Raw genomic sequence first — 21,776 nt, forward strand, 5'->3', positions numbered from 1 at the left:
CTGGTATCCATGTTGGCCGCCGCCGTGGGTATGCGCAGAGGCTCGGCCTGGGTCACCACCTGATTGTGCAAGCCATACATGACCAGCCCGACGCCAGTGGCGTGGATGGGATTGCGCACCACCTGCTCCATGCCGCCGATATGCATGGGTTCGCCCACGCGCACGGGCAGGTGCAGGATTTCCTCGGCCAGTTCGGCCATGCCTTCGAGCTTGCTGGAACCGCCGGTAATGACCACCCCCGCCGCCACCATGTCCTCGTAGCCGGTGCGGCGCAGTTCCGCCTGGATGAGTTCGAAGAGCTCCTTGATGCGCGGCTCGATGATGTCGCCGAGGATGCGCCGGGAGATGGTGCGGGGCGGACGGGTGCCGACGCTGGGGACGGGGATCTCGTCGTCCTGCTCGATCAGGTCGCCCAAGGCGCAGCCATAGAGCTTCTTGATCTGCTCCGCCTCCACCGGCGGGGTACGCAGACCCAGGGCGATGTCGTTGGTGACCTGGTCGCCGGCAATGGGAATCACCGCTGTATGGCGAATGGCGCCGTCGCGGAAGATGGCGATGTCGGTGGTGCCGCCGCCGATATCCACCAGGCAAACGCCGAGTTCCTTTTCATCCTGGGTAAGGACGGCGTCGGCGGAGGCCAGTTGTTCCAGAACCAGATCCTGCACCTGCAGGCCGCAGCGCTCCACGCACTTGGCAATGTTCTGGGCGGCGCTCACCGCGCCGGTGACGATATGCACCCGCGCCTCCAGGCGCACTCCCGACATGCCGATGGGCTCCCGCACCCCCTCCTGGCTGTCGATCATGAATTCCTGGGGCAGGATGTGAATGACGTTCTGGTCCTGGGGGATGACGATGGCCCGCGCGGCGTCCATGACCCGGCCCACGTCATCGCTACTGACTTCCTTGTTCTTGATGGCGACGATGCCATGGCTGTTGTAGCCGCGAATATGGCCGCCGGCGATGCCTACCACGGCACCGTGGATCTGGACGCCGGCCATGAGTTCGGCCTCCTGCACCGCGCGGGTGATGGCCTGAACCGTGGACTCGATATCCACTACCACGCCTTTTTTCAGCCCCCGCGAGGGATGCTGGCCGACGCCGATGATCTCCGCCTCCCGCCCGCCGCCGCGGGTCTGGGCGACGATGCACGCCACCTTGGAGGTACCGATGTCCAAACCGACGATGAGTTCCTGATTGCCGTGTTTCATCTCTTTCTCCTTGGGATCCGGATCCCGTCACTGACTGCTGGATGTGTTGGCCGCCGTGGGCATGGCAACCGCTAAGCCGTTGGTGTAACGCAGGTCCATGGTGGCCCCTGGCACGAGGTATTCCTTGATCTGCGGCGCAATGGCGACCCAGCGCTGCAGGGCGGGCAAGACATCATCACGGCCCAGCAGGAGCCGCACGCCGTTGCTCAGGATGCAGCGCCAGGCCCCCCGCTGATCTTCCTGCAAATCCGCTACCCGCAGGCCAAGGGGGGCCAGGGTGCGGTTGAAAATGGCCAATTGCTGGAGCAGTTGCATGCCGCTGTTGGGCGGCCCCTCCAGATTGGGCAAACCCGCGGGTACCTGGGTTGCGGGCACCTGAAAAACCTGGCCTTGGGTATTGAGCATCTGTCCGGCGCCTCCCAGCCAGCGGGCCGCAGGGATTTCCTGCTGGATTTGGACCTGAAGCTTGTCCGGCCATACCCGGCGCACCTCGGCGTCGGCGACCCAGGGAAGCGTGGCCAGGGCATGTCGCACCTGGTCGGGGTTCACCCAAAGGAATCCTTGGGTGGCATAGGGCTTGACCGTGGCCAGGATGACCCCCGCCGGGATTCGCGGCGATTGGCCCTGCACCATCAGCGACTGGATGGGCATGAGTTGGGGATTGCGCAGCCAAAGCCAGCCCTGCCAGGCGGCCACGCTGAGGCCCGCCAATCCCAGGCCGATGCCCAGACCCACGCCATAGCGACGCCAGGGAATGGGCTTGCGCGGCGCCGCCGCAGGGACTGGGCGCGGACGCGCCGTTGCGGCCGCTGCCGTCTCCCGGCGCGCCCCCCGCTGTGCATGGTCGCGCAGGTCGCGCATGACGCTAACCATTTTCCACCCTCCTCTGCGCCGCGCGCAGGATAGTGCTGCATAAGGCGTTGAAATCCTGTCCGGCCGCGGCTGCCGCCATGGGCACCAGGCTATGACTGGTCATGCCGGGGACGCTGTTCATTTCCAGCAGAAACGGCTCGTCGGCGGCATCGATCATGAAATCCACCCGGCCCCAGTCGCGGCCATCCAGGGCGGCAAAGGCCCGCAGGGCCAAGGCCTGCAACTGCCGTTCCGCATCCTCCCCAAGGCCGGAAGGGAGGAGATAGCGGGTGTCATCGGCGAGATATTTGGCGGTGTAATCGTAAAACTCCCGCGGAGTCTCAATGACGATGGGCGGCAGGGCCTGGCCGTCCAGCACGGCCACCGTGGCCTCCCGGCCCAGGATGGCGCCTTCGCAGATCACCTCGCTATCCTGGGCAAAGGCCGCCGCGAGGGCGGCGGGAATGTCGCCGGCGGCCTTGATCTTGCTCACCCCCAGGCTGGAGCCGGCGCGGTTGGGCTTGATATAAAAGGGCAGACCCAGCATGGCGCAGAGATCCGGCACCTTCGCGCCGCGCTGGAGGAGAACGCCCTCGGGCACCGGCAGGCCCTCGGCACGCCACAACTGCTTGGAACGCCATTTGTCCATGGACAGGGCGGCGGCCAGCACCGCGCTGCCCGTGTAGGGTATGCCCTGCGCTTCCAGGCAGCCCTGCAGGACGCCATCCTCGCCAAAACTGCCATGGGTCACGTTGAAAGCCATTCCCGCGCCGCTGGCGTGCAGTTGGGCGCCGATGCGGCGCGCCTCCACATCGATGCCCACCGCGTCCAGACCCTGTTGCAACAAGGCCTGCAGGACATTGCGGCCGCTCTCCAGGGACACCTCCCGCTCCCCCGAAGGCCCTCCGTACAGCACGGCCACCCGCGGCATTTCACTCATCGGCCGCCTCCCCGAGGATGCGCATCTCCGTCTCCAGCCATACGCCAAAAAGCCTTTGCACCGTCTCCTGCACCTCGCTGACCAGGGCCTCGATCCCGGCCGCCTGGGCCTGATTCCGGTTGATGATGAAATTGGCATGTTGCCGGCTGATCTCCGCATCGCCGTAACGCAGACCTTTCAGGCCCGCCGCCTCGATGAGGCGCGCCGCATGGTCCCCCGGCGGGTTGCGGAAAACCGAGCCGCAACTGGGCCACTCCAGGGGCTGGGTCGCGGCGCGGCGCTCCTGCCAGGCGCGCAGGCGGGCCATGACCTCCTCGGGCTCGCCCGCGGGGAGGCGCAGTCCGGCGGCCACGAAGCAGGCATCCTCCTGGCCCGAAACGGACCGGTAACCCACCTGGAAGTGCGCGCGTTCCCGCCGCTCCAGGCGGCCATCGGGGAAAAGCAGGTCCACCCACTCCACCAGGCTCCAGGTGTCGCCGCCATGGGCGCCGGCATTCATGGCCAGACAACCACCCAGGGTGCCGGGGATGCCGGCCAGGAACTCGCCCCCCGCCAGCCCGTTTTTGGCCAGAAAGTGCGCCAGCTTGACGGCGCTGATTCCGGCTCCCGCCAGCACCAGGCCGTCGCTGCGGCATTCCAGGGTGTCCAGCGTATTGGCGAGGCAGACCACGGTGCCGCGGATACCGCCGTCGCGCACCAGCAGATTGCTCCCCATCCCCACCCAGACCACCGGCGGGGTGGCGAAATGCCGGAGAAAATGGAGCAGATCCTGCTGGTCCGCCGGACGGTAGAAGCGTTCGGCCGGGCCGCCCACCCGCCAACTGGTGTGGCGGGCCATGGCTTCCCCCAGGCGCAAACGGCCGCGGCCGGCATCCGGGCGTTGCGGGCAGGCGCTCATGGCCGCTCCTCGGCAAAAACCGCCGGCCAGCGCCCGGCCAGCGTAGCGATGCTGCCGGCGCCCATGGTCAGCAGAACGGCATTGGCCGGCAGGCTGGCCAGGATCTGTTGGGGCCGCTCCAGGAGATCGGGGGCATAGCTGCAGCTTGTACCCTGCACCGTCAACGCCTCGGCCAGGGCCCGACCGGTGATCCCCGGCAGGGGTTTTTCTCCGGCTCCGTAGATCTCGGTGAGCACCACCTGGTCGGCGGCCGCCAGGGTCGCGACGAAATCGCTGAAGAGGGCCTGGGTGCGGGTATAGCGATGGGGCTGGAAGGCCAGCACCAGGGGCCGCTCGGGCCAGACGGCGCGGGCGGCGGCAATGGTGGCCGCGATTTCCCGGGGATGATGGCCATAATCGTCCACCACGGTAACGCCGGCAAAGTCGCCCAGCACCTCAAAACGGCGGCCAACCCCGCGGAAATCGGCCAGGGCCTGGCGAATCACCGCCTCCGGCACGCCCACCTTGCTGGCGATGCCGATGGCCGCCATGGCGTTGAGGACGTTGTGGCGGCCGGGGATACCAAGGTCGACATCCATCCAGTGCACATAATCTCCGTCCACCAGGCGCCAGAGGGAGAAATGCGCACCGATCCCCCGCACCACGACATCGCGGGCCTGGAGATCCGCACCCTCACCGAAGCCATAGCGCAGGACCGGCGTGCGCAGCTCGGGTATCAGCCCCGCCACCCGGGGGTCATCCATACACAACACCGCCAAACCATAAAAAGGCAGGCGTTGCAGGAATTGCACAAAGGCGGCACGCAGGGTTTCGAGGCTGCCGCCATAGGTGTCCATGTGGTCGGCATCGATATTGGTGACTACCGCCATCACCGGCGCCAGGTAGAGGAAAGAGGCATCGGACTCGTCGGCCTCGGCCACCAGATAGTCGCCGCTGCCCAGCGCCGCGTGGGTGCCGGCGCTCTTCAGGCGGCCGCCGATGACGAAGGTGGGGTCCAGACCCGCTTCGGCGAGGATGCTGGCCACCAGGCTGGTGGTGGTGGTCTTGCCGTGGGTGCCGGCGATGGCGATGCCCTGCTTGAAGCGCATGAGCTCGGCGAGCATCTCGGCGCGGCGGATCACTGGGATGCGCATGGCGCGGGCCGCCTGGACCTCCGGATTTTCCTCGGGCACGGCCGAAGAGATGACGACCACGTCGGCACCGCGCACATTGGCGGCCTCATGACCGCTGTAGATGCGCGCCCCCAGGTCGGCCAGACGCAGGGTGGCGCCCCCCGGCTTGAGGTCGGATCCCGAGACACCATAGCCGAGATTGAGCAGCACCTCGGCGATCCCCCGCATGCCGCTGCCGCCGATGCCCACCATGTGGATCTGTCGCACCCAGTTACGCATACCGATACCCCGTCATCTCCACACACGCTGCCGCCACCCGGGCGGCGGCATCCACCTTGGCGCTGGCCCGCGCCGCCTCGGCCCAGGCCAGCCGTTTTTCCCCGTCTATCAGGAGGGGCGTCAGGACCGCCAGGAGCCCGGCCCCGTCCAGGCCTCCCTGGCGCAGCATCACGGCCGCCCCGGCCTTTTCCAGAAAGCGCGCGTTGGCCGCCTGATGGTCGTCCACGGCAAAGGGATAGGGAATGAGCACCGCCCCCAGACCCGCCGCCGCCAGCTCGGCCACCGTGGCCGCGCCGGCGCGGCAGACGGCCAGATCGGCCCAGGCCAGGGCCGCCGCCATGTCGGCGATGAAGGCTTCCACCCGCGCCGGGATGCCGGCCTCGGCATAGCGCGCCGCCACCGCCTGAGCATGATCGCGCCCCGCCTGATGCCAGATCTCCGGCCGCTCGGATGCCGGCAGGCCTTGCAGGGCAGCGATGACGATGTCGTTGAGCACCTTGGCCCCCTGGCTGCCGCCCATGATGAGCAGCCGTACCCGGCCCTCATGCACCAGGCGCTGCCCCGGTTCGGGAAGGGTGGCGATCTCCGCTCGCACAGGATTGCCCACCCATTCCCCCCGCCCCAGCGCCGCTTCGGGAAAGCCCAGGAAGACGCGCCGCGCCAAGGGGGCCAGCAAACGGTTGCTGAGTCCCGCCACGGCATTCTGCTCATGCAGACACAGGGGCAGTCCCAGGCTCCAGGCCGCCAGGCCAACGGGGGCCGCCACATAACCGCCCATGCCCAAAACCGCTTGGGTCTGTTGCCGGCGCAGGATGCGCCGGGCCTGCAGGACCGCCCGCCACACCCGCCACGGCGCCTGCAGCCAGCGGCCCAGGCCCTTGCCACGCAAGCCCCGCATCTGCAAGGTATGGAGAGGAAAGCCATGGGCCGGCACGAGGGCCGCCTCCATGCCCGCCGCCGTCCCGATGAAGTCCACGCTGACTCCCCGCGCCCGCAGTTCCCCCGCCACCGCCAGGGCCGGGAAGACATGACCGCCGGTACCGCCGGCAGCGATGACGACCCGCTCAGCCATGTTCCACCTCCGCCTTGCGGGCCACTACCCGGGCGGAAAGCACCGGATAACGGCGGCTCACTCCCAGGACTACCCCCAGGGCCGCACAGAGAAAGACCAGACTGCTGCCGCCGTAGCTGATCAGCGGCAGGGCAAAGCCCTTGGTCGGGAGGGCGCCGAGATTCACCCCCATGGACAGCACCGCCTCGCCCCCGAACCAGGTCAGGGTCCCATAACAGAACAGGGCGGCGAAGGCGTTGTCTGCCGCTGCGGCGCGCCGGCCGATGCGATAGATGCGCCAACTCGCCACGGCGTAGAGCAGGGCCAGGGCCCAGACCCCCACCATGCCCAGTTCCTCGCCGATTACCGCGAGGATGAAGTCGGTATAGGACTCCGGGAGGTAGAAATACTTCATCACCCCATCACCCAGCCCCACTCCGAAGACTCCGCCCCGGCCGAAGGCGATGAGCGATTGCACCAACTGGAAACCGGCGCCGTAGGGGTCGGCCCAGGGGTTCTGGAAGGCGGTGATGCGGGCCAGGCGATAGGGAGCCGATACCGCCAAGCCGCCCAGGGCGGTCCCGGCCACCGCCCCGGCCAGGAAGACATAGCGCATGGGCAGGCCGCCGAGGAAGAGCAATACCCCCGTCAGCAGGACCACCATGGCATAGGAACCGAAATCCGGCTGCAACAGCAGGAGAACGCCCAGGATGCCGAGGACCACAAAGATGGGCCACAAACCCTCCTTGAATTTTCCCAGCAATTCCCCCTTGCGCACCACATAGCGGGACACGAAGAGAAGGAGGGCGAATTTCAGCAATTCCGAAGGCTGCAGGCGGACGATGAGGAAATTGATCCAGCGGTGGGAGCCATTCACCGACACGCCGATGAAGGGAACGAAGACCAGGATCAGGAAGAGGAGGGAAAGCCCCATGAGGGGGAAGGACAGCCGCTCCCAGAAGTCCACATCGACGCGGCTGGCATAGTACAGCACCGCTGCTGCCAGGGCGGCGAAGAGGGCTTGCCGTTCGGCAAAATAGAAGGCATTGCCGGTGGCGTGCTGGGCAATGGGGGCGCTGGCCGAATAGACCATCACCAGGCCGAATCCCAACAATACCAGGATGATCCACCACAAGACCGTATCCGCGGGACCATCCTCCGCCAGCCACCAGCTTGGCCGCTTCATCCCGCACCTCCGGCAAGGCTGCGCACCGCTTGCTGAAACTGGCGGCCGCGATCCTGGTAATCCGCGAACATATCGAGGCTGGCGCAGGCCGGCGAGAGCAGGACCTGATCTCCGGGCCGGGCCATGGCCGCGGCGGCGCGCACTGCCTCTTCCATGCTCCCGACCCGCTGTAAGGGCAACACGCCGTCGAGGACCCTGGCCAGCAGCGGCGCGTCCTTGCCCAGCAGCACCGCGGCGCGCTGACCGGCGCAGGCGGCTCGCAGCGGCGAAAGGTCGGCGCCCTTGGCGTCCCCCCCCAGGATCAGCACCAGGGGACCGGGCAAGCCGGCGATGGCCTTGAGGGTGGCCCCCAGGTTGGTCCCCTTGGAATCGTCGTAATAATCGACACCGCCAATCTGGCCCACCCGGCTCATGCGATGGGGCAAGCCGACAAAGGTCGCCAGGGCCTGCGCCATGGCCGCCGCCGGCAGCCCCACGGCGCTGCCCAGGGCCAGGGCGGCCATGGCATTTTCCCGGTTATGGGCGCCCACGAGGCGCAGCCGCGTCACCGCCATCAGGAGGCGCTCACCGGCGCCTTCCCCCACGCGCCAGAAATAGCCGTCCCGCTCCATCACGCTGCCTGGGGTATGCGCGTCGGGGGCGGCGAAGGTGACGATCCGCACGCCCGCCGGCACGGTTGGGACCAGGGCCATCACCGCTGCATCGCCAGCGTTGAGGACCAGGGTGTCGCCCGCCCCCATGGCCTGGAAAATGCGCGCCTTGGCCGCCTGATAAGCCGCATAATCCCCATGCCAGTCGAGGTGATCGGGGCTGAAGTTGAGGATGGCCGCCGCCCGCGGGCGGAACTGCGTGCAGGCCGCCAACTGAAAGCTGGACAGCTCCAGCACATAGAGCTCCGGCTCCGGGCCGTTGCTCGGCAGGAGTTCCAGGGCCGGCGTGCCGAGATTGCCCCCCACCGCCACCCGCCATCCTGCCGCCTTGGCCATCTCGCCGACGAGGGTGGTGACCGTGCTTTTGCCGTTGGAGCCGGTGATGGCGACGATGGGTGCATGGGCCAGTTGGCCAAAGAGCTCCATATCGCCGAGGACCGCCACCCCCTGCTCCCGGGCCTGGCGCAAGGCCGGCATGTCCCAGGCCAGACCGGGGCTGACCAGCACGGCGTCGGCGTCTGAAAACTGCCCCGGGTGGAAGGGCCCGAAATGGAAGTCCACGTCGGGGTAGCGGCTGCGCAGGGCCTCCGCATCGGCCAGCAAACGGGTGTCGGCCGCCTGACAGCGGGCGCCCAGACGCCGGGCGGTGTCCAGCAGAGAGCGGCCGCTTTTGCCCAGGCCCACGATCCAAACCTTTTTGCCGGAGATGTCCATGTCAGCGGATCTTCAAACTGGAGAGGCCGATGAGGACCAGGATCACGGTGATGATCCAGAAACGCACGGCCACCCGCGGTTCGGGCCAGCCTTTTTTCTCGTAGTGATGATGCAGGGGCGCCATGCGGAAGACGCGCTTGCCGGTAAGACGGAAGGAGGCCACCTGGATCATCACCGAAAGGGTCTCCACCACAAAGATCCCTCCCATGATGAACAGCACCAGTTCCTGCCGGGCGACGATGGCCACAATGGCCAGGGCCGCCCCCAGGGCGAGGGCGCCGGTGTCCCCCATGAAGACCTCGGCGGGATAGGTGTTGAACCAGAGAAAGCCCAGCCCGGCCCCCACCAGGGCGCCGCAGAAAATCAGCATCTGGCCGGCCCCGGGCACCCAGGGCACGTCCAGATAGCGGGCAAAGACGGCATTGCCCGAGACATAGGCAAAGATGCCCAGGGCCCCGCCCACCATCACCGTAGGGACGATGGCCAGGCCATCGAGGCCGTCGGTCAGGTTCACCGCGTTGGAGCTGCCGACAATGACGAAATAGCTGAAAACGATGAAACCCAGTCCCAAAGGAATGGCCACGTGGGGAATGAAGGGAAGGATCAGGCTTGTTTCCACAGGGCCCTGGGCGGTGAGATACAGGGTCGCCGCCGCCCCCAGGGCCACCACGGACTGCAGGCCATATTTGCCCCGGGCCGAGAGGCCTTTGCTGTTTTTGCGGCGCAGCTTGCGCCAGTCGTCGACGAATCCGATGGCTCCGAAGGCCAGCGTGGTGATCACCGCCACCCACACGAAGCGATTGTTCAGATCCGCCCAGAGCAGGGTGGTCAGGATCACCACCAGCAGGATCATGGCCCCGCCCATGGTCGGCGTGCCCTGCTTGCTGAGATGGGTCTCCGGTCCGTCATTGCGGACCTGCTGGCCGATCTTGTAGCGGCGCAGGCGGGAAATGAAATAAGGGCCGATGAGGAAGGAGAGAATCAATGCCGTCAGGATGGCCAGCACGCCCCGCAGGGTCAGGTACTGGAAGACATAAAAGCCGTGGTAGATTTCGCCGAGCCACATGAAGAGGGCGTACAGCATCAGGCCACCTCCCCGCTCAAGGCTGCCACCACGCGCTCCATGCGCGCCGCCCGGGAGCCCTTGACGAGCACCACGCAATCCGGGCCCAACAGGGGAGCAAGGGCCTCCTGCAGCGTCTCCGGAGCATCATAGGCGGCGCCGCCGGCCCCGAAGGCCGCAGCGGCTGCCGCCGCCAGCGGGCCCAGGGCAAGCAGGGCGTCGATGCCCAGGGCCCGCGCCCGCTGCCCCGCCTGTCGATGATAGGCCAGGGCCGCCGGCCCCAACTCGCCCATGTCGCCGAGAATCAGGATGCGGCGGCCGGCCTGGGCGGCCAGGACCTGCATGGCCGCTTCCAGGGAGGCGGGGTTGGCGTTGTAGGTATCGTCCAGAAGGCGATAGCCGCCCTTGCCGCTGCGCCACTGCAGACGGCCGGGAATGGGCTGCAAGGTGGCCACGCCGCGCTGGATGGTGGCGATGGGGATAGCGAGGGCCAGGGCCGCCGTAGCCGCCGCCAGGGCATTGGCGCCATTGTGGCGGCCCGCCAGGGGCAGGGCGAGCTCGAACTCGCCCTGGGGCGCCCGCAGCTCCAGGCGGCCACCCTGCCCCACCGCCTCCCAGCGGCCGCGCACCCGCGCCGGCCGATCCTCCAGAGTGAAGCGCCAGATCTCCCCGGGGGCCTTTGCCGCCCAGTCCTCCACAAAGGGGTCATCGGCGTTGAGCACCGCCGTTCCCTGCGGACCCAGACCCTCCAGGATCTCGCCTTTGGCCGCCGCCACGGCGGCCACCGTCCCCAGGCCCTCCAGATGGGCGGCGGCGGCATTGGTGATCAATGCCAGCCGCGGCTGCGCCAGGCGCGTCAGCAGCGCCAGTTCGCCGGCGTGATTCATCCCCATTTCCAGAACCGCATAACGATGCTCCGGCCCCAGCCGGGCCAGGGTCAATGGCACGCCGATGTGATTGTTTTGATTGCCGCGGCTCGCCAGGACCGGTCCCTCCTGGGCGAGAATGGCGGCGAGGATCTCCTTGACCGTGGTCTTGCCGCAGGAGCCGGTGACGGCCACCACCGGCAAGGTGAACCGGCGGCGCCAGTGGGCGGCCAGGGCTTGCAGGGCGGCCAGGGTATCGGTCACGAGGACCCCCGGGGCTGTCACGGGGCGCGCCACCAAGGCCGCCGCGGCCCCTTGCGCCAGGGCCGCGGCCACGTATTCGTGACCGTCGAAACGCTGACCCGGCAGCGCCACAAAGAGTTCACCCGCCAGGGGCTGACGGCTGTCCGTAGCCAGTCCCACGATCTCCAGCCCGGCGTCGCTGCCGGGCAGGAGGCTGCCGCCGGTAATGGCGGCGATCTGTTTCAAGGAAAGGTGGATCATGGCTCCAGCACCTCGCGGGCAATGCCGATATCGGCAAAGGGCCGGCGCTGGCCGCCCCGCTCCTGATAGCGCTCATGCCCCTTGCCGGCAATGAGCACCCAGTCGCCCTGACCCGCCTCCAGGATCCCCCGGCGGATGGCCTCCGCGCGATCGTGGATCACCGCCACGCCCTCGGGCCTCTGCATGCCGCTAAGAATATCGGTCACGATCCGGGCCGGATCCTCGCTGCGCGGATTATCGTCCGTCAGCACGATCCGGTCGGCGAGCATTTCCGCAATGCGCCCCATCTCCGGGCGCTTGCCCACATCCCGGTCGCCACCGCAACCGAAGATCACCGTGATCCGCCCCTTGGCCACCCGCCGCAGATCCGTCAGCACCCGTGCCAGGGCGTCGGGGCTATGGGCGTAATCCACCATCACCTGGGGCCGGCCGGGAGCGCCGGCGAGACGCTGATAGCGGCCCTCGGGCAAAGAGACGGCGGCCACGGTCGCAGCCTCCACCGGCCAGCCCAAGCCCTCCACCACGGCCAATGCCGCCAGCAGATTCATGGCATTGGCGCTGCCCAGCAGGGGACTGCGCAGCGCGCGTTCGCCAGCGGGGGTATGCATCTTCAGCAGGGTTCCGCTGGCCCCGGGATGAAATTCCGGGCAGTGGTAATCACCCGCGCCCAGGCCATAACGCAGCACCCGCACCGGTGCCGGGAGCATCCGCGCCAAACGCTCCGCCATGGGATCTTCGCCATTGAGCACCGCCAGGCGCAGACCCTCCTGGCGGAACAGGACGGCCTTGGCGGCGAAATAACGTTCCATATCTCCATGAAAATCCAGATGGTCACGGCTCAGATTGGTAAATACCGCCGCCGCGAAAGGTACTCCCGCCACCCGTCCCAAATCGAGGGCGTGGGAGGAAACCTCCACGGCGATCACCCGGGCCCCCGCCCCACGCATTTCGGCCAGGGCCCGCCACAGGGTGACGGCCTCCGGCGTGGTGTTGGCCAAGGGCGTCAAGGCGTCCGGAGGCCCATAGCCCAAGGTACCCAGGACCATGCCCGGCTGGGGCGCCAGTTGGGCGATGAGGCGGGTCACGCTGCTCTTGCCATTGGTGCCCGTCACCCCCACCAGCAGGGGGGCGGCCTCCTCATCCCAGCGATACCAACGGCGCAGGGCCAGGCCCAGCAACTGCCGCGCCGCGGGATGGGACCACAGCGGCCGGCCCCCAAGCTCCGTGACGCCCTCGGTCCCTTCCACCAGGAGCGCCGCCGCGCCGGCATTCCGGGCCGCCTGGGCAAAGGCGTGGCCATCCCCATGGCGGGTCCGCAGGCCGACATAGAGCATCCCCGGACGGAGGCGCCGGGTATCGCTTTCGATGCCCGTCACCCGCACGGCGGCCAGGGCTTCCGGGCAGCCGGGCAAGAGGGTCTGCAGGGTGACCCCTTCACTGGGCAGCATCACCGGCTCCTTCCGCCCAGAGGCGCTCCTGGGCCGTCGTCATGCGCTTGGCCACCTGCGCGTTCCATTGGGCCGCAGGCATGTCCGGCGCTACATTCATCAACCGCAGGGCCGCACTCATGGTTACCCGGAATACCGGCGCCGCCACCACCCCGCCGAAACGCCAGCCTTGGGTGGGATCCCGCACCACTACGGCCATGACGAGTTGGGGATGGTTGGCTGGTGCAAAACCCACAAAGGTCGTGTTGACCCGATTTTTATAAAAACCGCCCTTGCCGTCGGCCATGCTCGAGGTGCCCGTCTTGCCCGCCACCGTATAGCCGGGGATGGCGGCGAGAAAACCGGTGCCGCCGCGGCTGATCACCCCCGCCAGCCAACCCTGCAGGTCCCGAGCCACCCGCGCGGGCATGACCCGGCTGCCCTGCACCTGGGTCCCGTCGTTCACGCGCTGCAAGCTGGGTTGGACATACACCCCATCATTGGCGATGGCGCCGTAGGCGGCGGCCAACTGCAAGGGCGTCACGGAAATGCCGTAGCCATAGGCCATGGCCGCCCGCCGCGCGATGCCCCAGCCCTGCCAGGCGGGCACCGTTCCCGGCGCCTCGCCGGGTAAGCCGATACCGCTGACCTGGCCGAAGCCCACCGCGCGCAGCATATGGTAAAGGTCCGTCGGCGGGGTGCGCAGGGAGATCTGCGCCGCGCCGATGTTGCTGGAATACTTGAGGACCTGGGCCAGGTCCAGCACGCCGTGGCGCACGTCGTCCTGAATGCAGTAATTGGCCACCCGGAAACAGTTGGTATTGACGTCGAACGTGGAGTTGGGATCAATGCTGCCGTCATCCAGGGCTGCCGCAATGGTAAAGGGCTTCATCACCGAACCCGGTTCATAGGTATCGGCAACGGCCCGATTGCCATACAGGCCCGGTTCGTAATCCTGGCGGTTGTTGGGGTTGAAGGAAGGATAACTCACCAGGGCCAGGACCTCGCCGGTATGGACATTCATCACCACGGCCGACCCCGACTGCGCCTTGAACTGTTGCACGGCAGCGGCCAAGGCCGTATAGGCGAAATACTGGATATTGCGATCGATGCTCAGGGTCAGCGGCCGGCCCTGTTCGGCGGGCGGGCCCATCCGGACCACCGAGAGGGCTTGGCCGCGATTGTCCTGCAAGCCCATCTCCTCCCCCGGCGTTCCGTGCAGCCATTGATTATATGCCAATTCCACGCCCTCGATGCCGCGGCCATCGACGTTGGTAAAGCCCAGCAGCGGCGCCGCCACCGCACCCAGGGGATAGTAGCGGCGGCTCTCGGTCAGGGTATACACGCCGGGAATGTGCAGACCCATCACCGCAGCCGCCCGTTCGGGAGGCAACTGCCGAGCGATGAAGGCAAACTCCGCGCCACCGCCGCGCGCCCGCCGTTCCAGGGTCGGCAGCGGCAGCCCCAGGGCCTGGGCCAGTTGGGGCCAACGGGCCACCTGGCGGTTAAATAGCTGGGGATCCACCCAGACCGCCTTGACGGGCACCGATATCGCCAAGGGGACGCCGTTGCGATCCAGCACCGCACCGCGCATGGCCGGGAGCGGCAAGTGCCGGAGATAGCGCTGCGCTCCCTGCTCGCGCAAAAATCCCGCGTTCTCCACTTGCAGGCGCCAGGCCTGCACCATGATCGCCGCCAAACCGACGCCCACCAGACCCATCATGACAGCCGCCCGCCAAGCCGGCAGAGCGGCCATGGCAGGGTGACGGTCGGGCATGGCGGCGTCCCGATTCACGGCGTCTTGACCATGATGACCTGGCTGTTCTTCGGCACCTCCAGCCCCAGGCGCTGACGGGCAATGTCCCCCACCCGCGCATTGGAGGCCAGGGTCGCCTGTTCCAACTGCAGTTGCCCCCAGCGGTTATCCAGGGCAAAACGCTCCGACTGAGCCTGTTGCAAGGCAATGAACAGGCTCCTCGTCCCTTCCCGGGCGGCAACGATGCCCACCAGGGTGGTCAAAATCAGCAAGGCCAGCACTATCGTGGTACTACGCATGGAGCCTCCTCTCATGACTTCTCCGCCACCCGCAACACCGCCGAACGGGCGCGCGGGTTGCGCCGGGTTTCCTCCTCTCCGGCACGCTGCGCCTTGCCCACGGGACGCCAGGGCAAGGGCGGCAACTGGTCTTCCCGCAGAGGCAGGCCGGGTGCCGGGCGAAAGGCATCGGCACGCATGAAGCGCTTGACGATGCGATCCTCCAAAGAATGAAAGCTGATCACCGCCAAGCGCCCGCCGGGACGCAGGGCCGCCATGGCCTGGGGTAAAAAGCGTTCCAACTCCGTCAGTTCTTCGTTGACATAAATGCGAATCCCCTGAAAGCTGCGGGTAGCCGGATGCTGGCCCGGTTCGCGGCGGGGCAGGACCGCAGCGATGATCTCCGCCAGATCGCCCGTGCGCGTGATGGGCGCAACGGCGCGGCGGCGGCAGATGGCGCGAGCGATGGGCCGGGCGAAGCGCTCTTCGCCGTAATCGCGGAGGACCGTGCTGATCTCCCGTTCGTCGGCAACGGCGAGCCAAGCGGCCGCGCTCATCCCCGCCTCCGGGTCCATGCGCATGTCCAGGGGACCATCGCGCAGGAAGCTGAAACCGCGCTCGCCCTCGTCGAGCTGCGGGGAGGAAACGCCCAGATCGGCCAGGATGGCGTCCACTCCGTCCCAGCCCTCCCCGGCCAGGACCTCCGCCAAATGGCTGAAGGCCGCCCGCCGTACCGTAACCCGCGCATCATCCCCAAAGCGCTGCGCCAGAAAGGCCACGGCCTGCGGATCGCGATCGAGAATGAGGAGCCGTCCGGCCGTCCCCAAGCGCGCCAGGAGGGCGGCGCCGTGACCACCGCGCCCGCCGGTGACGTCCACGCAGCGTGCCCCGGGAGCGGGGGCGAGGGCCGCCAAAACGGCCTCAAGCAGGACGGGGACATGGGCGTTCTTTTCATCCACAAAGGCTTCCTTATAAAACCAGATCGCCCAGGGCGGCAAAATCATCGGCGTCGGCCAGCCAGGATTCCTGACAGGCATCCCAGCGGGCCGCATCCCAAATCTCGAATTTGTGGATCTGCCCCACCAGGACCAGATCCTTTTCCAGGCCGGCAAAGCGGCGCAGATTGGGGGAAAGCAGGATGCGCGACTGGCTGTCCAGGCGCAGCTCCTCGGAATGTCCCACGAAAAGCCGCTGGAAACGGCGTGCCGTCGCATTGGTGCTGGGCAAGGCGGCAATGGCCTTCTCGACGGTTTCCCAGTGAGGCAAGGGATACGCCACCAGACAGCGCTCGTTTTCCTGGTTCTGCACGTCGATGGTGACCACCAGTTGCCCATCGCAATGGGCGCTCAGCCAGTCGCGAAAACGCGCCGGAATATTGAGCCGACCCTTGCTGTCCAGGCTATGCCGATGGGTTCCTCGAAACATGGTTAGCGCACCCCCCAGAATCTCCCACTTCCACCCACTTTTCCCCACATCTGCAAGATTAGTGCGCCTTTCCGGACCTGTCAAGAGAAAACCCTGTAATTACGGCATGTTAGAAGGCATTGATAGAGCATGAAGAAAGGATATGAAGAAGGCATTGCAACAAACGGATTGCAATGGATAAAAATACCGATGAACAGTTTTTGCGGAAGCCGGCGCCAGGATGGCATGGCCAAGCCAGACCAGGCCGGAGGGCTCGCCGTGATCCATTTCCGGAAGGAATGTAAAGAAGGAGTGGGCCGATAAGCCGGGTTCTGTCGTGGACGACCATTCCTCTAGGCCAGGACTTACGCCCTGGCTCCAGCAACCTACCCGCGTGCGCCGCGGGCCACGGCATAGCACGCCTATTTGGTCTTGCTCCAGGCGGGGTTTTCCCTGCCACTTCCGTTACCGGAAGCGCGGTGCGCTCTTACCGCACCTTTTCACCCTTACCGGCGCTTGCGCGCTTAGGCGGTATCTTTTCTGTGGCACTTTCCGTGGACTCGCGCCCCCCGGCCGTTAGCCGGCGCCTTGCCCTATGGAGCCCGGACTTTCCTCCCCGGATTGCTCCGCGGCGGTCGTCTGGCCCACTCCGGGGCGGATCATACCCGTTTTCCGGTCCGCTGTCAGAGCGACTTTGCCATAGGCGAAAATTTTTGCACTACACTACAGACAGGAGAGTGGTTCAGAGGAGAAAGCAGCCATGCTGAATGATCAGTTTCTGGATGAAGCACGGGAAGCGCCGAGCATAGTACCCATGGCGCGAGTGGTAAACTGGTCCATCTTCCGCAGCCGCGAAGCGGCCGGACAGCATCTGCCCCATGTCCATCTCGGCGCAGGACAGGCGCTCGTCGGCGGCCACGGCCAGGATAGCATCGGCCCTTACTGGTGGGTGGGCGTCCAAGTGGACGATATCAGCCACTGGGGGGATGTGGCGGCGGTCAACAAGCATGGTCGTCAGGGCGACTAGATCCCGCCATGCGCCGCTGGAGGACGGCGAGGACGGCGCCGCGATCCGCGTAGGCGCCGGAGACCTGCAGCTCTAGGGCGAGTTGCAAGGCCTTGCCCAGCGCGGGCCCCGGCGGAATCCCCAGGGCCATGAGATCCTCGCCGCGCACCCAGGGTGCGGGCAAGGCGCCGAGCACACCCAGTGCCGACCAGATCTCCCGGGCCTTCTGCAGGGCCGCTGGCATGCCTTCGGCTCCGGCTCCGGCTCCCCGGGCGTCGGCCAAGGCGAGATCCAGGAGCAGGGAGCGGTCGGGCACCCGCAAGGCCAGGCGGCCGTAGGCGGCAGTTCCCGCCCCATCCCGGGCGAGGGCATGGGGCGCGCCATGCCAGCGCAAGAGGGGCAGGATTTGGCGCGTCAGCGCCGGCCCCGGAAACCAGCGGGCCAGAAAGGATTGGGCGGGGACCAGGCTTTGCTCGTGCCCGATGGCCCGCCAACGGCCTTGGGCATCGCGGCGGGTCACCACGGCCTTGCCCAGGTCATGGAGCAGGGCCGCGAGCATCAGGATCAAATCGCGCTCCCGCTGCCCGCGCCGCAAGTGCCCGGCGGCGGCCAGGACCCGGCCGGTGTGAATCCAGACATCGCCTTCGGGGTGGGCATCCGGGCGCTGGGGGACCCCCTGCAAGGCCCGCAACTCCGGAAAAAGCGCGATGGCGCCCGTTTCCTGCAGGGCATCCCAGGAGCGGGGCAGATCCACCCCCCGCAGCAGGATCGCCTCCCACTCCTTGCGCACCCGCTCCCCGGCCACCCGCCCCAATTGCGGCGCCAAGTGGCGGCAACGACTGGCCGTAAGGGGATGGATGGCAAAGCCCAGTTGCCCAGTGAAGCGGGCGGCCCGCAGCACCCGCAGGGGGTCATCGGCAAAGCTGCGCGCATCCACCATGCGCAAGCGCCCGGCCCGCAGGTCCTCCTGACCGCCCCAGGCATCCAGCAGCGTTTCCGTGCGCGGATCCCAGGCCATGGCATTGACGGTAAAGTCCCGCCGGCGGGCCGCCTCGGCCCAGGGCAAATGCGGGTCCACCCCTTGCCAGGTCCCTTGGGGCAAGGCGAACTCCGCGCCAGCCGCGACAAAGACCGCCAGGCGCGCCCCCACCCGGTGGGCCCCAAAAGGCGCCAGGCATTCCGCGAGACGCGTCTCGCTCAGCCCATAGACCTCCACATCCCAGTCCTCGGGCGGCCGTCCCAAAAAGGCATCCCGCACCGCGCCCCCCACCACCAGCGCCCGGCCGCCGGCGCGCTCCACCGCCTGCAGGACCGGCGCCAGAGCTGCTGGCAGCTTCAGCGCCGCCAGAGCCACAGGATCAGGGTGAGCAGGAGGGACACCAGAATGGACAGCAACAGGCTGGTGCCCAGGGGGAAAAAGACCTGAAAACCGGGCCGGCCCAGGCGGATATCGCCGGGCAGATGCCCCAGACCCAGGCGCTCGAGAAGGGGCCACAGGAGGCCGAGGAGGACCATCAGCAGGCCCAGGGTGATCCATATCTTCTGCACGCGCACCCCCTAAGCCGCTGCGGCCCTCATCCCGCCCGACCGCCACCGGCCGTGAGCGCATCGAGCACAGCGGCATACTTTTCCTTGACCACGTTGCGTTTGACTTTCAGGGTGGGGGTGAGTTCACCCGCCGCCTCGCTGAGGGGATGGTCCAGGAGGGCGAAGCGCCGCACCTGCTCATAGGAAGGCAGATCCGCCAGGGCATCCTGGATCACCCCCCGCAGCGCCTCCCGCCGCGCTGTCGGTGAAGCAGCCGGGCCCAGGCGGGCGGCCAGCAATTCCTCATTGGGAACGATCAGGGCCAGCAAATAGGGCAGGCGATCGCCAAACACCACCGCCTGGGCGATAAGGGGCTGCGCCGTGAGCCGCATCTCGATCTTCTGGGGAGGGATGTTCTCCCCGGCCGAATTGACGATGAGGTCCTTCTTGCGGTCGGTGATCCGCAGGTAGCCGTCCGCGTCGAGGCTGCCCACGTCCCCCGTATGCAGCCAGCCATCGGCCAGGGCTTCGCGGGTGGCAGTCTCGTTGTTCCAGTAACCGGCCATGATGGAAGGGCCCCGCACCAGGATCTCGCCGTCGGCGGCAATGCGGCCTTCGAGATTGGGCAGGAAGCGGCCTACCGTTCCCGGACGGATGGCCGCGAGGGGATTGGCGGCGATCACCGGGCTCGCCTCGGTCATCCCGTAGCCCTCCACAATGGGCAATCCCAGGTCCAGGAAAAACCGGGCGATCTCCTCGGGCAGAGGGGCCCCGCCGGACACGAAAAAACGCAGCCGCCCACCCAGTTTGGCGCGCAGGCTTCGGATCAGCAGGGCCCGGGCCAGATAATGTTGCCAGCCCTGCGGCGGCCGGGCCGCTTCCAGGCCGAGGCCGCGCCGCAGCAGGCGCCCCAAGAAACCCCGCCGCTCCTCCACCCCCCGGCGCACCCGGCCATAGAGCAGTTGAAAGACCCGCGGCACGGCGATGAGGATATGGGGCTGCGCCAGGGCCATGTCCCGCAATACCGTATCGGGCCGTTCGGCATAGGCTACCTCCAGGCCCAGCAGATAGGCGCCAAAATGGCCGGTACCGCGCTCGAAGACATGGGACAGGGGCAAAATGGACAAGAGCCGTTGTCCACGGCGCAGCGGCACCAGCGGCAAGAATCCACTGATATTGCTCAGGATGTTGCCATGACTGAGCATCACCCCCTTGGGCCAGCCGGTGGTGCCCGAGGTATAGACCAAGGTTGCCAGATCGTCCCGCCGCAGGGATCGCAGGCGCCCATCGAGCTCCGCAGCGGGGACGCCTTCGCCCAACTGCTCCAGCCCCGCCCAGGTGCCCGGTCCCGCGGTCCCGGCGCCGCCCTCGCGCAACAGCAGCCGATCGGCCGGCACCCCCCACGCCACCCCGCCATCGCCAATGCGCTCCCGCTCCGCCATTCCCTCCAGCAGCACCAGCCCCGCACCACTATCCCCCAATACATAGTGGATCTCCCGCGCGCCAAAACTGGGGTAGAGGGGCACCGTCACGGCCCCTACACTGAGGATGGCGAAGTCCATGAGGGCCCAGTCGACGGAATTGGGTGCCATGAGGATCACCCGCTCGCCGGCCTTGACCCCCAAACGGAGCAAGCCGCGGGCCCGCCGCCGCACCTTTTCGGCAAAATCCGCCGCCCCCATGGGGACAAAGCCCCCTGCGCCCCGCTGCAAGGCAATCACCCCCTGGGGGCTGGCCGCGCAACGGGCAAACAGCCCTTCGGGCAAACTGGACAACTGCGCCAAGGTCATGGAGCGTTCCTCAGCGCATGGCCTTTTCCGCCGCGCTCAGACTGCGCTGAAAACTGTCCAGGGCAAAGAGCCGCTCCATGTACACGGTGGTCGCCCGCGCCGCCGCCGGCAGGGCGATGCCCAGCATCGGCAAACGCCACAGGAGGGGAGCCAGGGCGCAATCGAGGATGGTCATTTCCTCACCGAAGAGGAAACGCTGCTGGGCAAAGATGGTGCTCAGGCTCGCAAAACCGCTGCGCACCACCTCCTTGGCCGCATCCACCTGGGCCGCAGAGAAACCCGGCTGGAACAGGGGGGCAAACCAGTCCCGATCGAAGCGCAGCAAGGCCAGGCGCACCTTGGCCCGGGAGATGGGATCCACCGGGATCAGCGGGGGGTGCGGAAAGCGCTCATCGAGATACTCCATCACCAGCACCGACTCATAAATGGCCAGGTCCCGATCCACCAGGGTCGGCACCTGATTGTAGGGATTGAGCTCGGCCAGGTCCTCCGGCTTCTTGGCCAGGTCCACATCAATGGTCTGGTACTCCATCGCCTTTTCTTCCAGGACAAAACGGACCCGATGGGCGTAGACACAGTCGCCGGTGGAATACAGGGTCATCAGGGTTTTTTTGCTGCTTGGGGTAGCCATGGCGCCTTCCTTATCTCAGTGAGTTGCATTGCCCAATCCCTATCCGGCAGAGTGGCATGCCACAGGATAGACGTATTATTGTACCATTTTCGCCATCATTTTGGGGCGGCTCCCGGTCTTGTTTTTTGCCATCCCGCCCCCACCTTAGGAATCGGGCCGTTGGAGCAACGGTCGATAAAAGGAGACAAGATCATGAAAAAGAGTTCTTCACTTGTCCTCGGTGTTGCCGTGCTTACCCTGGCCAGTGGTTGCGCCAACATGACCCCCACCCAGCAGCGCGCGGTCAGTGGCGGCGCCATCGGGGCCACGGGCGGCGCGGTGCTGGGCGCCGTAGCCGGCGGCAATCCTGCCGTCGGGGCGGCGGTGGGCGGTGCCGTGGGCGCCGGTGTGGGCGCCGCCCTGCCGCAAATCAAAAACGCCATCAACGGCAATTAAGCATGGGACCTCCCGCAAACCGGGCCGGCCCCATCCGGTTTACGGGCACACTATGAGGCCCGTCTGTGGGGATACGGACACATTGCCAGTGCGCGCGAATCCCTGTACACTCCCGACCGGTTGGTCAGTTGTAACAAGGCAACAGACCGTTGTAGTATGAGCTACAGGTAGCCAGCGGGAGGGCGATCCGCGGAGATCG

General features: G+C 67.1%; 21 protein-coding genes and 1 other RNA gene. 2 read left to right on the forward strand and 20 right to left on the reverse strand.

Annotated features, from left to right (window positions below):
• The 16 genes from ftsA to rnpB all read right to left on the reverse strand — a co-directional run.
• Positions 1-1,208: cell division protein FtsA (gene ftsA / locus ACP5MM_RS06725; protein WP_427934299.1), on the reverse strand; the 1,208-nt coding region annotated here is incomplete at its 3' end.
• Between the two features lie 27 nt (positions 1,209-1,235).
• Positions 1,236-2,081, reverse strand: a complete 846-nt coding sequence (locus tag ACP5MM_RS06730; RefSeq protein WP_427930757.1) for a cell division protein FtsQ/DivIB — start codon at positions 2,079-2,081, stop codon at positions 1,236-1,238.
• Positions 2,074-3,000: a D-alanine--D-alanine ligase gene (locus tag ACP5MM_RS06735; protein WP_427930758.1), complete on the reverse strand. Its 927-nt coding sequence runs from the start codon at positions 2,998-3,000 to the stop codon at positions 2,074-2,076. The genes ACP5MM_RS06730 and ACP5MM_RS06735 overlap by 8 nt, the downstream gene beginning before the upstream one ends.
• Positions 2,993-3,898, reverse strand: a complete 906-nt coding sequence (murB, locus tag ACP5MM_RS06740; protein ID WP_427930759.1) for a UDP-N-acetylmuramate dehydrogenase — start codon at positions 3,896-3,898, stop codon at positions 2,993-2,995. Before murB ends, ACP5MM_RS06735 begins: the two co-directional genes overlap by 8 nt.
• Positions 3,895-5,289, reverse strand: a complete 1,395-nt coding sequence (gene murC / locus ACP5MM_RS06745; protein WP_427930760.1) for a UDP-N-acetylmuramate--L-alanine ligase — start codon at positions 5,287-5,289, stop codon at positions 3,895-3,897. The genes murB and murC overlap by 4 nt, the downstream gene beginning before the upstream one ends.
• Positions 5,282-6,361: an undecaprenyldiphospho-muramoylpentapeptide beta-N-acetylglucosaminyltransferase gene (murG, locus tag ACP5MM_RS06750; RefSeq protein ID WP_427930761.1), complete on the reverse strand. Its 1,080-nt coding sequence runs from the start codon at positions 6,359-6,361 to the stop codon at positions 5,282-5,284. Before murG ends, murC begins: the two co-directional genes overlap by 8 nt.
• Positions 6,354-7,526 (reverse strand): putative lipid II flippase FtsW, encoded by a 1,173-nt coding sequence (gene ftsW, locus ACP5MM_RS06755; protein WP_427930762.1) that lies wholly within the window; start codon positions 7,524-7,526, stop codon positions 6,354-6,356. The genes murG and ftsW overlap by 8 nt, the downstream gene beginning before the upstream one ends.
• Positions 7,523-8,890, reverse strand: coding sequence for a UDP-N-acetylmuramoyl-L-alanine--D-glutamate ligase (gene murD, locus ACP5MM_RS06760; RefSeq protein WP_427934300.1), 1,368 nt, complete (start codon positions 8,888-8,890; stop codon positions 7,523-7,525). The genes ftsW and murD overlap by 4 nt, the downstream gene beginning before the upstream one ends.
• 1 nt (position 8,891) lies before the next feature.
• On the reverse strand, positions 8,892-9,974 hold the full coding sequence (gene mraY / locus ACP5MM_RS06765; protein ID WP_427930764.1) for a phospho-N-acetylmuramoyl-pentapeptide-transferase: 1,083 nt from the start codon (positions 9,972-9,974) through the stop codon (positions 8,892-8,894).
• Entirely contained in the window at positions 9,974-11,323 is a 1,350-nt protein-coding gene (locus ACP5MM_RS06770; protein ID WP_427934301.1) for a UDP-N-acetylmuramoyl-tripeptide--D-alanyl-D-alanine ligase, read from the reverse strand. The genes mraY and ACP5MM_RS06770 overlap by 1 nt, the downstream gene beginning before the upstream one ends.
• Positions 11,320-12,771 (reverse strand): UDP-N-acetylmuramoyl-L-alanyl-D-glutamate--2,6-diaminopimelate ligase, encoded by a 1,452-nt coding sequence (locus tag ACP5MM_RS06775; RefSeq protein ID WP_427934302.1) that lies wholly within the window; start codon positions 12,769-12,771, stop codon positions 11,320-11,322. The genes ACP5MM_RS06770 and ACP5MM_RS06775 overlap by 4 nt, the downstream gene beginning before the upstream one ends.
• On the reverse strand, positions 12,758-14,545 hold the full coding sequence (locus ACP5MM_RS06780) for a peptidoglycan D,D-transpeptidase FtsI family protein (protein ID WP_427930767.1): 1,788 nt from the start codon (positions 14,543-14,545) through the stop codon (positions 12,758-12,760). Before ACP5MM_RS06780 ends, ACP5MM_RS06775 begins: the two co-directional genes overlap by 14 nt.
• Complete coding sequence (gene ftsL, locus ACP5MM_RS06785; protein ID WP_427930768.1) at positions 14,542-14,805, reverse strand: cell division protein FtsL; 264 nt, start codon at positions 14,803-14,805, stop codon at positions 14,542-14,544. Before ftsL ends, ACP5MM_RS06780 begins: the two co-directional genes overlap by 4 nt.
• A gap of 11 nt (positions 14,806-14,816) precedes the next feature.
• Positions 14,817-15,743, reverse strand: coding sequence for a 16S rRNA (cytosine(1402)-N(4))-methyltransferase RsmH (gene rsmH / locus ACP5MM_RS06790; protein ID WP_427930769.1), 927 nt, complete (start codon positions 15,741-15,743; stop codon positions 14,817-14,819).
• 10 nt (positions 15,744-15,753) lie between these two features.
• Complete coding sequence (gene mraZ, locus ACP5MM_RS06795) at positions 15,754-16,209, reverse strand: division/cell wall cluster transcriptional repressor MraZ (RefSeq protein ID WP_427930770.1); 456 nt, start codon at positions 16,207-16,209, stop codon at positions 15,754-15,756.
• A gap of 284 nt (positions 16,210-16,493) precedes the next feature.
• Positions 16,494-16,839, reverse strand: an RNA gene (rnpB, locus tag ACP5MM_RS06800) — RNase P RNA component class A.
• A gap of 109 nt (positions 16,840-16,948) precedes the next feature.
• Here rnpB and ACP5MM_RS06805 point away from each other — a divergent pair.
• Positions 16,949-17,215: a hypothetical protein gene (locus tag ACP5MM_RS06805; RefSeq protein WP_427930771.1), complete on the forward strand. Its 267-nt coding sequence runs from the start codon at positions 16,949-16,951 to the stop codon at positions 17,213-17,215.
• Here the strand turns inward: ACP5MM_RS06805 and ACP5MM_RS06810 are convergent.
• Genes ACP5MM_RS06810 through ACP5MM_RS06825 form a run of 4 tightly spaced genes read right to left on the reverse strand, consistent with a single transcriptional unit; the run spans position 17,187 to position 21,142 of the window.
• Entirely contained in the window at positions 17,187-18,548 is a 1,362-nt protein-coding gene (locus ACP5MM_RS06810) for a CCA tRNA nucleotidyltransferase (protein ID WP_427930772.1), read from the reverse strand. The genes ACP5MM_RS06805 and ACP5MM_RS06810 overlap by 29 nt on opposite strands.
• A complete protein-coding gene (locus ACP5MM_RS06815; protein WP_427930773.1) occupies positions 18,530-18,742 on the reverse strand; it encodes a DUF2905 family protein in 213 nt (70 codons plus the stop codon). Before ACP5MM_RS06815 ends, ACP5MM_RS06810 begins: the two co-directional genes overlap by 19 nt.
• Positions 18,743-18,768: 26 nt before the next feature.
• Positions 18,769-20,511, reverse strand: a complete 1,743-nt coding sequence (locus tag ACP5MM_RS06820) for an AMP-dependent synthetase/ligase (RefSeq protein WP_427934303.1) — start codon at positions 20,509-20,511, stop codon at positions 18,769-18,771.
• Between the two features lie 10 nt (positions 20,512-20,521).
• The gene (locus ACP5MM_RS06825; protein WP_427930775.1) at positions 20,522-21,142 is read right to left on the reverse strand and encodes a glutathione S-transferase N-terminal domain-containing protein; all 621 of its coding nucleotides are present in this window, start codon (positions 21,140-21,142) and stop codon (positions 20,522-20,524) included.
• Positions 21,143-21,334: 192 nt separating this feature from the next.
• On the opposite strand from ACP5MM_RS06825, the gene ACP5MM_RS06830 reads away from it, so the two are divergent.
• Entirely contained in the window at positions 21,335-21,577 is a 243-nt protein-coding gene (locus ACP5MM_RS06830) for a YMGG-like glycine zipper-containing protein (protein WP_427930776.1), read from the forward strand.
• Positions 21,578-21,776 lie beyond the last annotated feature (199 nt).

Source organism: Acidithiobacillus sp., assembly GCF_049965315.1.
GTDB lineage: Bacteria > Pseudomonadota > Gammaproteobacteria > Acidithiobacillales > Acidithiobacillaceae > Acidithiobacillus_B.

Bases quoted from the DNA above. Each gene is read 5' to 3' on its own strand.
- ACP5MM_RS06730 (WP_427930757.1), bottom strand. From the start codon at position 2,081: ATGGTTAGCGTCATGCGCGACCTGCGCGACCATGCACAGCGGGGGGCG.
- ACP5MM_RS06735 (WP_427930758.1), bottom strand. From the start codon at position 3,000: ATGAGTGAAATGCCGCGGGTGGCCGTGCTGTACGGAGGGCCTTCGGGG.
- murB (WP_427930759.1), bottom strand. From the start codon at position 3,898: ATGAGCGCCTGCCCGCAACGCCCGGATGCCGGCCGCGGCCGTTTGCGC.
- murC (WP_427930760.1), bottom strand. From the start codon at position 5,289: ATGCGTAACTGGGTGCGACAGATCCACATGGTGGGCATCGGCGGCAGC.
- murG (WP_427930761.1), bottom strand. From the start codon at position 6,361: ATGGCTGAGCGGGTCGTCATCGCTGCCGGCGGTACCGGCGGTCATGTC.
- ftsW (WP_427930762.1), bottom strand. From the start codon at position 7,526: ATGAAGCGGCCAAGCTGGTGGCTGGCGGAGGATGGTCCCGCGGATACG.
- murD (WP_427934300.1), bottom strand. From the start codon at position 8,890: ATGGACATCTCCGGCAAAAAGGTTTGGATCGTGGGCCTGGGCAAAAGC.
- mraY (WP_427930764.1), bottom strand. From the start codon at position 9,974: ATGCTGTACGCCCTCTTCATGTGGCTCGGCGAAATCTACCACGGCTTT.
- ACP5MM_RS06770 (WP_427934301.1), bottom strand. From the start codon at position 11,323: ATGATCCACCTTTCCTTGAAACAGATCGCCGCCATTACCGGCGGCAGC.
- ACP5MM_RS06775 (WP_427934302.1), bottom strand. From the start codon at position 12,771: ATGCTGCCCAGTGAAGGGGTCACCCTGCAGACCCTCTTGCCCGGCTGC.
- ftsL (WP_427930768.1), bottom strand. From the start codon at position 14,805: ATGCGTAGTACCACGATAGTGCTGGCCTTGCTGATTTTGACCACCCTG.
- mraZ (WP_427930770.1), bottom strand. From the start codon at position 16,209: ATGTTTCGAGGAACCCATCGGCATAGCCTGGACAGCAAGGGTCGGCTC.
- ACP5MM_RS06805 (WP_427930771.1), top strand. From the start codon at position 16,949: ATGCTGAATGATCAGTTTCTGGATGAAGCACGGGAAGCGCCGAGCATA.
- ACP5MM_RS06820 (WP_427934303.1), bottom strand. From the start codon at position 20,511: ATGACCTTGGCGCAGTTGTCCAGTTTGCCCGAAGGGCTGTTTGCCCGT.
- ACP5MM_RS06825 (WP_427930775.1), bottom strand. From the start codon at position 21,142: ATGGCTACCCCAAGCAGCAAAAAAACCCTGATGACCCTGTATTCCACC.
- ACP5MM_RS06830 (WP_427930776.1), top strand. From the start codon at position 21,335: ATGAAAAAGAGTTCTTCACTTGTCCTCGGTGTTGCCGTGCTTACCCTG.